Source organism: Mesorhizobium erdmanii (assembly GCF_013170725.1).
GTDB lineage: Bacteria > Pseudomonadota > Alphaproteobacteria > Rhizobiales > Rhizobiaceae > Mesorhizobium > Mesorhizobium erdmanii.
The window spans coordinates 4,763,769-4,776,026 of the sequence record NZ_CP033361.1; the positions used below are offsets into that span (position 1 = coordinate 4,763,769).

A 12,258-nucleotide genomic window follows, 5' to 3' on the forward strand; every position below is an offset into this window, starting at 1 on the left:
GGCAAAATGGACGAAGATTTTCTATCAACGGCTGGTTTCAATCCCCGGCGATCAAGACCTCATCCCGTGCCTTGCGGCGCTTTGTTCTGGCAATCGGTCCGAGAAGGCGGGCTCACAAGGCTCTTCCGATCCGACTATCTGACAACTGCTGGATCCCAGCCGGGGTCAAAATGGAACGTGCGTGTTCCGATCCCCCCACGGCCAGCGCCCGAGACCGGATAGGCCACGCTGACGATGCGCACACTGCCTGCGCCCTGCTGCAGTCCATATATGCCTTCCAGGCCACGGTCATAAAACGCGGCTCCCGGGACGGAGAGCGCGACACTGGCCAGCACGGCTTGCAAGGCAAGTTTAGCGACATTGCGCCGCAACGAAATTCTGTTCTCCAAGAGGTGCCTGGCGATGATCACGACCACGAGCAACCCGTAGATGAAGGCGTTGAAGGCCGCGAACCAGTAGAAGCCGGTGGCGTCGGAAGCGCGCTCGACGAGAAGGACCGGCAGTGAGGCACAGACCGCAAGCGCCACGTAGGGAACGATAACGCGGGCAGGCAGGAGATTTTTCGGGCCGCTGCCTTTTGGGGTAACCCGAAAATCGACGAACGACTTGGTCAGATAATCACGTATGGACGACAGCGTGCCCGCCAGCACCCACGGCCAACGCGCAAAGAAGGAGAACAACGTTCCTTCCCAACTGATCGTTTTTGCGGTGAGCGGACGTGACAAACCGAAAGCCTTCAGTAGCGCCACGAGGAGAATCAAGGATATGGAATTCGGTGCATAGTAACAAAGAAAATCGGCATAAGTCACATTGGCAAAGCTCCGCCCCGACAAAAGTGCATAGATCGGCATGACATACATCAGTAGCGAGAAGAAGGCGAACAGCGGATACCAAAGCTGCCGAAACAGAAACTGGAACTTGAGCCGCGGCGTCAGCTTGGAAAGATAGATGGGTGAGTATTCCAACAAGATCGTCATCAGGCTTCGCGACCACTGGAATTCCTGCGTGACAAGATCGGCAAAGGTCTGGGGCCCATCGCCATGGGCGATGGCGTCGATGGCATGCACGCCGCGCCATCCGGCCGAGATGAACAGCATGGAAGTCGAGTGGTCCTCGGCCAATTCCGGGCCAAGGCCGCCGACTTGCTTGAGCGCGGCCGTCCGCACCGCATAATGCGAGCCGATGCAGAGCGGCGTTCCGTCGCCGGTGTGGCCGGACTGTAGGGGGCCGTGGAACATCCCTTCCGGAAACAGCCGGCTGCGCGCCGACCAGCTCTCGGCGGCATTGTTGTCGCAAATGCTGGGCGCCGAAACGTAGCCAATCGCAGGGTCGGCAAACGCGGCCAGAATTTTCCTGAGATAGGATGGTGTCGGCACGTGGTCGGCATCCATCTGGGCGACGAAGTCGTAGCGTTCATAGCCATAATGGTCGTAGAAGAACGCTAGGTTCCCCTCTTTGCAGCGCGTTCGGCGCGGCCAGGTCTTGCGGTGATAATCTGCTCGCCCGCGCCGCGACGAAATCATGACGTTGTGGGCATCGCACCAGGCGACGGTATCCTCGGATGGGTCCTCGTCGGCCAGCCAGGTATCATGCGCATAATCCTGCGCCAGCATTGCCTCGAGGGTTCGTGCGACCACGGAGAACGGTTCGGACGGAGCCTTGGTCACCACCATCGCGACCCTCGAATGTTTCGGGACCGTGTGTAGCCCGGAGGGTTTTTTCATCGCATGCACGTTCACGAGAAAATACAGCGGCATGCATGTCAGCCATACGAGCGTGAGCGACGCCAACATGTATGGAAAGATGTGTTCGACGTGCTCGGGCTGCAGCCACCAGAACCAGAAAAATCCAAAAGAGACTGACCAGCAAGCCAGTCCCAACGTCCAGATACGCTGCTGGGTGGCCGACAGGACGGGGACGAGAAAAGGAGCCTCCTCCACCGCCTTGGCCAGCGCCACTCCAGGCCGCCGTCTCGACCTGGTTTTACCGCTGATGGATCCTGCCGAGGAAATACTCATACACGTACGCCGCCACTCGAAACGTCAGCCGAAACGACGACCGACGAACTCCAACCCCGCCCCAGAATCCGTCCGCGCTTTCTTAGAGTCAACTAAATTAAGCGTTCGTTAACTATGCTCCTTGAGAACTGGTTAACTTAACGCATTGAATCGCGGTACGAATTCCCATTGTGTGCTGGCCACGTACCCGCTCTGAAATGGCGTGCCGGCAAAATTGGTCGTCGGAGAATTCGCGGACGGTAAGGCCCAAATTTTCACAGAACCGTCATGCCCCAAGGGCTGCGTTAACCATGTTGCGAAAACCATGGTTAAGCAACTGTTAATTGCACTTGACTCTTGGTCCCGACCGGCTCTTAAATTAGCCAGGGATGATATATCGGGTTGTTGACGCGAATTTGTGAGTATCGCGGCGAATTCTCTCTCTAGCTCCTTTGTGTTGGTGCCTTGAGAGACTACTAAATGGTGGGCTTCGTGCATCGCACGCCACCAATCGCTCGGAAATCCCACAGATTCCCCCAACTGAGCCGATTGGTTTTGGGTGGTCGTATCGACTTCGCGTCGATGCGCAGTGGCGACGCTTTGACTTCCACGGGAAGTTGAGGCGAATGGAGAACAAACATGAAAAACCGTGCGGCAAGTGCACTTGCAATCACGCTGGCATTGGGCGCAAGCATGACATTCCCGACTGCGGGAAGTGCTGGCTCCACTGCGGTTACGGACCCCGTCCAGACGAGCAGTGCGGCTTCTGCGTTCGGATCCTACGATCCCTACGGAGACTTCAGCACCGACAAGACCGCGAGCATCGAGGAGTTGTTCCTGCCTTGGGAAGACGTTGACCTGGCGAGCCTTCCCCTGGCCGATGCCTATGCCCTTCAGCGCAACCGGTCACTCTTGATCACCATCGAGCCGTGGACCTGGTCGAAGGACTGGCGCATTACCCCGAACGAACTGCGCGACGGCATATTGAGCGGCAAGTATGACGCCAACATGCAGGCAATCTGCAATCTGGTGGGGGCCATGAAGAGCCCGGTCACCATTCGCTGGGCGCAGGAAATGGAGGACAAGAACGGTCGCTTCACGTGGGCCAACTGGGCACCCAAGGACTGGATCGCTGCCTACAAGCGCGAGGTCGATATCTGCCGCAAGGCTGCTCCCGCCGCCAAATACATGTGGTCACCCAAAGGCGAAGCGGGCCTGGAGAAATACTACCCCGGCGACGACTACGTCGACGTCATCGGCCTGTCGGTGTTCGGCCTGCAGAAGAAGGACAATGACGAGACCGGCCGTGACCGTACGTTCGCCGAGACGCTGAAGCCCGGCTATGACCGCGTCGCGGGTTTCAACAAGCCGATCGAAGTGGCCGAACTCGGCTATGTCGGCAAGCAGGAATATGTTTCGCAATGGGCCGCCGATTCCCGCAAATCCTATTCGGAGTTTCCGGCCCTGACCTCGGTCGTCTACTTCAACCAGAAGGAAGTGTGGCCATGGCTGGGTGGCTATGGGCTGCCCGATTGGAGGGTTACCCAGCACATATTGCCCTAAACTTACTGCGTCGCGTGCAAGTGCAAGCGTAATTGGGCGTAGCGCCAAGTAGTAGGGGTAGGGTTGTGAAACGAGTCTTGGGGAATTTCATTCGAACGGCAGTTGGCTGTTCCATAGCTCTCTTTGCCTTCCAGCTTCCGGCAATGGCCAAGACGGCAGCGCAAGTCGCCGACCTGGGCATGAAGGCCGGGGTGGTGCCCGATGAAGGCATCTACCAGATGTATAAGAACCGGTCGTGGCTCTGGGGCCGAAACGGTGCGGGCTACTTTGCTGTGCAGCGCCGTCGATTCAACGCCTGGACCTCGGACAAGGGCAAGCTCGGTTATGGCGACGGCATCTGGTTCATTCCCGGAGGCGGCAAGCTTTGCTTCCGCGCAAAATGGGGCGGCGCCGGAGGTGACGCCAATGCGCTTTCCTGCTTCGAACATCGCCAGTCCGGCAGAATCATCTACCAGCGCCGCATTCCAGATGGTAAGTGGTATGTCTTCAGGAGCTCGCATCGCAACCTGGCGGACGAGTTCATGAAATTGAAATACGGCGACCACGTCACCCGGAAAGAAAAGCGGATCAAAGCGATGTAGTAGGCATCGCCGGTCGCGGGAAGCCACAGGGCTAAATCAAGCCTTGCGTTCCCAGCGGCGGTCAGATGTCTGCTGCCAGTAGGTCACGGCGTGGCCCGCATCCTTCATCGTCTTCCAATGCGCTCGGGCCGCCTCGAGCTGGGCGGTGTCGTGGCCGTCGAACAGGAACACGGCGCGCTCGTAGCCGGCAAGGTCGGGCGGCGTCGCGCCGTCGACCAGGAACCTTATCCTGGCCTCGTTGGGATTGCCGTCGCCGGTGGTCAAGAGGATGGGCTGTTCGCCGGGATAGGCCTCACGATCAGTGGCGTGTGCCAGGAAAGAATCGTCGCGGAAGGTCCACAGATGCTGGTCGAGCGCGTCGCGGCGTTCCTCGGTGCCGGTCTGCACCACGGCGCGCCAGCCGCGATCGACGCTGCGCTCGAGCAGGCCCGGCAGTGCATCCTCCAGCGTCGATTCAGTCAGATGGTAGAACAGCACGTCGGCCATGGATCGAGGTCAGCTCTCGTAGTGATCGCGCACCAGCCGGTCGAGCAGCCGCACGCCGAAGCCTGAACCCCAGGACTGATTGATCTCGCTCGACGGCGAGCCCATCGCCGTACCGGCAATGTCGAGATGTGCCCAGGGTGTGTCCTTGACGAAGCGCTGCAGGAATTGTGCCGCGATGATGGCGCCGCCATAGCGGCCGCCAATGTTCTTCATGTCGGCGTTCTTGGAATCGATCAGCTTGTCGTATTCGGCGCCGAGCGGCATGCGCCATAGCCGCTCCTGTGTCGCCTGCCCCGCCTCCGTCAGCCGTTCAGCCAGCTCGTCATTGTTGGAAAACAGACCGGCATAATGCAGCCCGAGCGCGACCATGATGGCACCGGTCAGCGTCGCCAGATTGACCATGAATTTCGGCTGGAAGCGGTCGTTGCAATACCACAGCGCATCGGCCAGAACGAGCCGCCCTTCGGCGTCGGTGTTGAGCACCTCGATGGTCTGGCCCGACATCGAGGTGACGATGTCGCCGGGACGCTGGGCATGACCATCGACGGCGTTTTCGACCAAGCCGATGATGCCGACGACATTGGCCTTCGCCTTGCGCGCGGCCAGGGCGTGCATCAGGCCGGTCACGGCGGCGGCGCCACCCATGTCGCCCTTCATGTCCTCCATGCCCGATGCCGGCTTCATGGAATTGCCGCCAGTGTCGAAGGTAACGCCCTTGCCGACGAAAGCGACCGGGCTGTCCTTGGGTTTGCCGCCGTTCCACTGCATGACCGCCATCCGCGCGCCGCGGGGCGAGCCCTGTGCGACGCCGAGCAGCGAGCCCATGCCAAGCTTCTTCATCTCCTTTTCGGTCAGGATCTCGACCTTGACGCCGAGCGCCTCGAGTTCCTTGGCCTGGGCGGCAAACTCAACGGGTCCCAATATGTTCGCCGGTTCGTTGACCAGGTCGCGCGCCAGAAGCACGCCGTCGACCACCGCCTCGACTTCCGCAAAGGCCTTCTTGGCACCTGCCGGGTCGGCGGTGTGGATGGTCACCTTGACCGGCTTTTTCGGGTCGGCCCTTGCGTCATCCTTGTCCTTCCTGGTCTTGTATTTGTCGAAGGAATAGCTGCGCAGCAGAATGCCCGCCGCGAGGTTGGCGGCGTCCTTGCCTTGGGGTGCGGCTCCGACGAGATCGAGCACCACGGCGACGTCGGTTGCCTTGCGCAGCGACGCTGCAATGGTGCCGCCGAGTTTCAGCCAGGCGGTCTCGTCGAGCCCCGACGTCTTGCCGGCGCCGATCGCGACCAGCCTGTCGAGCGACGTTCCCTCCGGCGCCAGAATCTCGACGACGCCGGCAAACTTGCCGGTGAACTCGGCCACCGGAAAGGCCCGTTCCAGCGTATTGCCGGGATCGTAGACCCGGGCGGCACCGCTCAGGCCACCGTCATCCGCCGACAGCACGAAGACCGCGCCCTTCCTGTTCGCCGCCGTCTGAGGCGCGGCGAATTTTGCAAAGGCGATCGACGGTCTGGGGTTCATCATGTCCTGCTTTCGGGGATTGCGCGATGATGTGCGACGCGGTTTGAAGCGATCCGCGACATTTGGTCGTTTTCCGGCATTTGGCAAGACTTTGCCAAAATGGCTACCCATATGAGACATGGAATCGATGGCGATTCGTCGCGGCACGGCCCCGCTTCATGCCGCAACCTGTTGTTAACCATCGATGTTCGCCTTTTCTTATCCATTCCCTCCGACACTCCGGTCCATTGCGGCACGCGACGTGGGACGGGAACCGGATCGCCTGCCTGATCGAGCCCATCGGAGCCAGTTGTGCGGGCGTCGCCGGACAGCTACCCTTGACGTGGTGGCATGATGCCGTTCGAGAAAATCGAGTAAAGCCTTCATGAAGGTCGTTGAACGCTACATCATGCGCCGCGCTTTCGTGGTCTTTCTGGCAGCGCTGGTCTGGACGCTGGCCATCGTGTGGACCACGCAGGTGCTGGCCAAGATCGATCTGGTTACCGACAGCGGCCAGTCGTCGCTGACCTTCTTCGAGGTCGCCGCCCTCATTCTTCCCTCGATCATCCCGATCGTCGTGCCTTTCGCGCTGGTGGTGGCGGTCGCCCAGACGCTTAGCGTCATGAATTCAGATTCCGAACTCGCCGTCGTCAACGCCGCCGGCGCCTCGCGCTGGACGATCGTGCGGCCAATCATGCTTCTGGCCCTCGCGGCCAGCGTTTTTTCCTTTGCCGTCGACAACGGCATCGACCCCTATGCACGACAGAAGAACCGCGCCTTGGTGGCGGAGTCGCGCGCCGATCTGTTGACGCTGATCATCCAGGAAGGCACCTTCCGCAAGATCGAGGACGGGCTGTTCCTGCAGATTGGCGAGCGGCTTCCAGACAATCGGCTGGGCGGCATCTTCGTCGCCGATTCGCGCGAGGAAGGCGTCAATCTCGTCTACTACGCCAAGACCGGCAGCGTCGTCGAACGCGGCGGCGAAAAGGTGCTGATGATGAATGACGGCGTCATCCACCGCAAAACGCTGACCGGCGACCTCAGCGTCATCCGGTTCACCTCCTATGCCTTCGACATGTCGGCCTTCATGGCGGCGGCCTCCCAGGTGACGCTGCTGCCGAAGGACCAGACAACCCAGTACCTGCTCAATCCAAGCCCCAACGACAAGAATTTTCAGCAGAACCCGCAGGAGTACCGCGCAGAGATCGACCAGCGGTTTTCGGAATGGACCTATTCCATGGTGTTCGCGCTGATCGCGCTTGCAGTGGCGGGTGACGCGCGCTCGCATCGCGAGGCCCGCGTCAATCCTTTGATCACGGCCATCACGATTTCGCTGTTCGTGCGCTGGCTGGGTTTCTTTGCCGCCAGCAAGGCCGATGAGGTGCCGCAATACGCCTATATGGTCTATGGCGTGCCCATCGTGGCGTCCGCGGTGGCCATCTGGTTCATCGTCTCGAACCGGACCATGGAACTGCCGGTGGCCTGGGCGGACTGGATGACGAACCTGGCCAGCCGCGTCGGTGACGGTTGGAATGCCCTCAAGCTGCGTTGGTCCAGGCGCGGCACGTCAGGTCAGGGGATCGGCTGATGGGCTGGACGCTGGGCCGTTATTTCTTCTTCCGCTACGTAACGATCACGATCTGGTTCTTCCTGGGTCTGCTGGCTCTGGTGTTCCTGATCGATTTCACCGAGCTGTCCGGCCGAACAACCGGCCTGCCCGGCTTCACCTATGGAACGGCGGTGGCCATTTCGGGCCTTCGCATGCCGATGATCATGCTGCAGACGGTGCCATTTGTCGGCCTGTTCTCGGCGATGGCGACGCTGGTTTCGCTCAACCGGCGCTACGAACTGGTCATCGCGCGGTCCGCCGGCGTTTCCGCCTGGCAGTTCCTTTTGCCATGTTGCATCGGAGCGTTGCTGTTCGGCTTTGTGTCGGTCGGGTTCATCAACCCGCTCGCCGCGCACGCCTTCTCCTTGTCCGAGCAGATCGAAACCCAGTTACGCTCCGGCAAATCAAACACGGTTTCGGCCGATGCCGCCCCTTGGATTCGGCAGAAAACCAGTAGCGGTGACACCATCATCGGCGCCCGGGCCATCCTGAACCAGGGCCTGGAGATGTCTGACGCCGTCTTTTTCGTCCTCGACCAGCAAGGCAATATCGTCGAGCGCAAGGACGCCGCGCGCGCTTACCTGCGGGACGGTTATTGGGAATTGCAGGATGTGAAGACCTTCAGAAACGGCACCATCCAGCCCGCGGCCAGCGATCGTGTGCCGACCAATCTGAAGCCCGAATTCGTACAGGAGCGGCTGGCGCGCCCGGAGACCATTCCGTTCTACGACCTGCCTGGAAAAATCGAGGTTGCCCGTTCCTTCGGCCTCAAGGCAAATGCCTTTGCCATGCAGTTCGATTCGCTGGTGGCGCTGCCGTTCCTCCTCGTCGCCATGACGCTGATTGCGGCAACAGTTTCAATGCGATTCGCGAGGATGGGACAATCGGCAACGATGATTCTGGGTGGCGTCGTGGCCGGGTTTCTGCTTTATGTCGTTTCGGTCCTGGTGAAGGCATTCGGCGTGGCGGGATTCGTGCCGACCGCCATAGCCGCCTGGGTGCCGGTCGTGGTAGCTATGTTCTTCGGGGTGACTTTCCTGCTATACAAGGAAGACGGCTAGTGAGGGAGGCGTTTTTGCCCAGCAACAGGCAGGCCAATCTGGCGCGCCTCTATGCGGCGACCGCCTTGGCATGCCTGCTCGCCTGCGCCGTGCCGTTGCCTGCGTTCGCCCAGGAAGTCGGCAAGATGACGACCAACGTTCCGTCCGGCTCGCAGATGCTGCTGGCGGCCGACACGCTGGTCTACAACAACGACAACCAGACGGTGACCGCCGTCGGTGGTGTGCAGATCGACTATGGCGGCAACCGCCTCGTCGCCCAGAAGGTCATTTACGACCGCAACACCAAGCGGATGGTTGCCACCGGCAATGTTGAAATCGTCAACAGCGACGGGACCAAGATCAATTCGCAGCATATCGATATCACCGACGATTTCGCCGACGGTTTCGTCAACGCGCTGCGCGTTGAAACCATCGACAAGGCCTATTTCGCCGCCGAGAGCGCCGAACGCATGGGCGGCGTGCTGACCACCTTCCACAACGGCGTCTACACCGCCTGCGAACCCTGCGAAGACAAGCCCGACAAAGCGCCGACCTGGCGCGTGAAGGCCAGGAAGATCATCTGGAACGGTGAGAAGAAGACGGTTCGCTTCGAGAACGCGAATTTCGAATTCTTCGGCTTTCCGCTCGCCTACCTGCCGGCGTTCGAGATCGCCGATCCCACGGTGAAGCGCAAGAGCGGCTTCCTGATCCCCAGCATCAGCTACAACAGCCACCTTGGATACAGCGTCAAGGTCCCCTATTATTTCGCCCTTTCGCCGACATATGACCTGACGGTGACGGGAAGCGGCTACACCAAGCAAGGTTTCCTTGGAGAGGCCGAGTGGCGCCAGCGCTTCAACAATGGCGAATACAGTTTGAAGATCGCGGGGATTCAACAGCAGAATCCGGACGCCTTCATCGATACCGCCGGGTTCCCCTCGACGGGGGGCCACAATGTCGATTCGGGCGCGGCCGGCGATCCCAACAAGTTCCGCGGCATGATGGGCACGCAGGGGCAGTTCGCGATCAACGAGCGCTGGAATTTCGGCTGGGATGTGCTGCTGCAGACCGACAAGAACTTCTCGAGCACCTATAACATCGACAAGTACAATGCCGGCGTTCACCAGTCGTCGGTCTACCTGACTGGTCTCAACGGCCGCAACTATTTTGACGTGCGCGCCATGCACTTCGACGTGCAGGAGAACGCGCCCAACAGCTATATCTCCTCGCGCAGCAATCAGCAGCCGTGGGTACTACCCTCGCTCGACTATGCCTACATCCCCGACGCGTCGGTCGCGGGTGGCCAGCTCTCGATCAATGTCAACTCACGGGTCCTGCGTCGCGACCAGCTCGATGAGGCTTACTTTACCCCTTACGTGCCCGCTTCGGGTACGCAGCGCGTGCGCGGCATCGAGGGCGAATCGGGCCGTCTGACCGCCGAGGCTGAGTGGAAGCGTAGCTTTGTAACCGATGATGGGCTGGTGCTGACACCGTTGCTGGCGCTGCAGGGCGACGTCGACTATCTCAACGCGTCATCGGGGTCACTCGCGGCCGTCAACAGCATGGCCACGAATCTGGGAGAACAGGACGACATGCGTTCGTCGTTCGCCCGCTACATGGCAACCGCCGGGCTTGAGATGCGCTGGCCACTGCTTTTTTCCATGGCCAGCGGGTCCAGCCATGTTTTCGAGCCGATGGCGCAGGTCTTTATGCGTCCGAATGAACAATATGTCGGCGGTCTCGCCATTCCGAACGAAGATGCCCAGAGCATGGTGTTCGACGCGACCACGCTTTTCGAGCGCGACAAATTCTCCGGCTATGACCGCATCGAGGGCGGCTCGCGCGCCAATGTCGGCTTCCGCTATTCCGGCTCCTACATCAACGGCTGGGGCACCAATGCCATCTTCGGCCAGTCCTATCAGCTTGGCGGCGCGAACTCCTTCGCGGCGCCGGATCTGGTCAATGTCGGCGCCGAATCAGGCCTTCAGACTTCCAAGTCCGATTATGTTGGCCTGTTCGGCATCAACAGCCCGAACGGCTTCGCTGCCTCGGTCAGCGGACGCTTCGACGAGCAGACGTTCGAAGTACGCCGCGCTGAACTGAAGGCCGCCTATTCGGGCCTGCCGGTGTCGCTCAGCGCCAAATACGCCTTCATCGAGGCGCAGCCGCTCTATGGCTTCACCACGGATCGTCACGAGGTTACGCTTGGCGCCTCGACACACCTTGCCGAGAACTGGCGCGTGTTCGGCACAGGCACCTACGACCTGCAGGAAGGCTTGCTGGTCAAGGATGGCGTCGGCTTCGCCTACAACGATTCCTGCTTCACCTATCTGATGACGTATGCTCAGTCGCGTGACTTGAACACCAGGGAAGTGACGCAGAGCATCGGCTTCAACCTGTCGTTCCGCACCCTCGGCGACTTTGGCTCGTCGACCAACGCAATCGACACCATCCAGTAGCCGGCGAGACATCGTTTCGCCGCATAGGGCTGGCACGGATTCGCGCGCCCGGAAGAGGACGAATTGAGCGGGACCGGGATAGAATTGGGATGCTAATGATGAGGAAATACCTCTTTTCAGCAGGGTTCGCGCTGCTTGTGGCGGCGACTTCCGTGTCTATGGCCGTCATGACGCCGCCGGCTTTCGCCAGCGCGATCAAGTATGTCGTCAACGACATACCAATCACGTCAGGCGATATCGCGCATCGCGCCGCCTTCTTGAAGCTGCAGCGCAAGAAGGGCGACGCCGCCCAGGAAATGATCGACCAGACGCTGCGCCTGGCCGAGGCCAAGCGGCTTGGCATACGCATCAGCGACGCCCAGGTCGAGGCTGCCTATCAGCGCTTTGCTTCCGGCAACAAGATGCAGCTCAGCCAGCTCGACGGCGTGATGGAAAAGTCCGGCGTCGGCAAGGATCATTTCAAGGAATTCATCCGCGCCCAGATGGCCTGGAACCAGGCCTTGAGCGCGCGTTACCGGTCCGGCGAAGGCGGCAGCGTGACCGAGCAGGATGCGGTCAGGCGCATGCTCGACAAGGGCGGAGCCAAGCCGAGCGCAACCGAGTACATGCTGCAGCAGGTCATCTTCGTCGTGCCGGCGGCCGAACGCAGCGCGACGCTGGCCAAGCGCAAGCGCGAGGCCGATGCCATGCGCGCCCGCTTCAACGGCTGCAACACGACGCGCGAGTTCGCCAAGGGTCTGATCGACGTCACGGTTCGCGATCTGGGCCGGGTGCTGGCGCCGCAATTGCCGCCGGACTGGGCCGAGCAGATCAAGGCGACCAAGGTTGGCGGCGCCACCGTCACGCGCGAAACCGAGCGCGGCGTCGAGTTCATCGGCATCTGCTCATCGCGCGAAGTGTCGGACGACAAGACGGCCCAGATGGTGTTCCAGAGCGAAGGCTCCAACGACAAGGCTGCCGACGACCTCAGCAAGAAATACGTCGACGAGCTGAAGGCGAAAGCCCGCATCGTCAAGCGCTGAC

General features: G+C 60.7%; 9 protein-coding genes. 6 read left to right on the forward strand and 3 right to left on the reverse strand.

Annotation, left to right across the window (positions count from 1 at the left end):
- Nucleotides 1-134 precede the first annotated feature (134 nt).
- The gene (locus EB233_RS23300; protein WP_064991726.1) at nt 135-2,018 is read right to left on the reverse strand and encodes a glycosyltransferase family 2 protein; all 1,884 of its coding nucleotides are present in this window, start codon (nt 2,016-2,018) and stop codon (nt 135-137) included.
- A gap of 618 nt (nt 2,019-2,636) precedes the next feature.
- On the opposite strand from EB233_RS23300, the gene EB233_RS23305 reads away from it, so the two are divergent.
- Both EB233_RS23305 and EB233_RS23310 read left to right on the forward strand, forming a co-directional pair.
- Nucleotides 2,637-3,560 (forward strand): glycoside hydrolase family 26 protein, encoded by a 924-nt coding sequence (locus EB233_RS23305; RefSeq protein ID WP_064991727.1) that lies wholly within the window; start codon nt 2,637-2,639, stop codon nt 3,558-3,560.
- Nucleotides 3,561-3,703: 143 nt separating this feature from the next.
- The gene (locus EB233_RS23310) at nt 3,704-4,141 is read left to right on the forward strand and encodes a DUF995 domain-containing protein (RefSeq protein WP_244277811.1); all 438 of its coding nucleotides are present in this window, start codon (nt 3,704-3,706) and stop codon (nt 4,139-4,141) included.
- A 36-nt stretch (nt 4,142-4,177) separates the two neighbouring features.
- Here EB233_RS23310 and EB233_RS23315 read toward each other — a convergent pair whose 3' ends face one another.
- Together EB233_RS23315 and EB233_RS23320 are read right to left on the reverse strand one after the other, a co-directional pair.
- Nucleotides 4,178-4,627: a DNA polymerase III subunit chi gene (locus EB233_RS23315; RefSeq protein WP_064991729.1), complete on the reverse strand. Its 450-nt coding sequence runs from the start codon at nt 4,625-4,627 to the stop codon at nt 4,178-4,180.
- A 9-nt stretch (nt 4,628-4,636) separates the two neighbouring features.
- The gene (locus EB233_RS23320) at nt 4,637-6,148 is read right to left on the reverse strand and encodes a leucyl aminopeptidase (RefSeq protein ID WP_064991893.1); all 1,512 of its coding nucleotides are present in this window, start codon (nt 6,146-6,148) and stop codon (nt 4,637-4,639) included.
- Between the two features lie 364 nt (nt 6,149-6,512).
- On the opposite strand from EB233_RS23320, the gene lptF reads away from it, so the two are divergent.
- From lptF to EB233_RS23340, 4 genes are all read left to right on the forward strand, one after another.
- Complete coding sequence (gene lptF, locus EB233_RS23325) at nt 6,513-7,715, forward strand: LPS export ABC transporter permease LptF (protein ID WP_027053287.1); 1,203 nt, start codon at nt 6,513-6,515, stop codon at nt 7,713-7,715.
- A complete protein-coding gene (gene lptG / locus EB233_RS23330) occupies nt 7,712-8,797 on the forward strand; it encodes an LPS export ABC transporter permease LptG (RefSeq protein ID WP_171892307.1) in 1,086 nt (361 codons plus the stop codon). The genes lptF and lptG overlap by 4 nt, the downstream gene beginning before the upstream one ends.
- Entirely contained in the window at nt 8,797-11,235 is a 2,439-nt protein-coding gene (locus EB233_RS23335; protein WP_064991731.1) for an LPS-assembly protein LptD, read from the forward strand. The genes lptG and EB233_RS23335 overlap by 1 nt, the downstream gene beginning before the upstream one ends.
- An 89-nt stretch (nt 11,236-11,324) precedes the next feature.
- A complete protein-coding gene (locus tag EB233_RS23340; RefSeq protein ID WP_027053290.1) occupies nt 11,325-12,257 on the forward strand; it encodes a peptidylprolyl isomerase in 933 nt (310 codons plus the stop codon).
- The last annotated feature ends 1 nt before the right edge of the window (nt 12,258 follow it).

Coding starts and splice junctions, on each gene's coding strand:
- EB233_RS23320 (WP_064991893.1), bottom strand. CDS start 6,148: ATGAACCCCAGACCGTCGATCGCCTTTGCAAAATTCGCCGCGCCTCAG.
- EB233_RS23305 (WP_064991727.1), top strand. CDS start 2,637: ATGAAAAACCGTGCGGCAAGTGCACTTGCAATCACGCTGGCATTGGGC.
- EB233_RS23310 (WP_244277811.1), top strand. CDS start 3,704: ATGGCCAAGACGGCAGCGCAAGTCGCCGACCTGGGCATGAAGGCCGGG.
- EB233_RS23315 (WP_064991729.1), bottom strand. CDS start 4,627: ATGGCCGACGTGCTGTTCTACCATCTGACTGAATCGACGCTGGAGGAT.
- EB233_RS23340 (WP_027053290.1), top strand. CDS start 11,325: ATGCTAATGATGAGGAAATACCTCTTTTCAGCAGGGTTCGCGCTGCTT.
- EB233_RS23300 (WP_064991726.1), bottom strand. CDS start 2,018: ATGAGTATTTCCTCGGCAGGATCCATCAGCGGTAAAACCAGGTCGAGA.
- lptF (WP_027053287.1), top strand. CDS start 6,513: ATGAAGGTCGTTGAACGCTACATCATGCGCCGCGCTTTCGTGGTCTTT.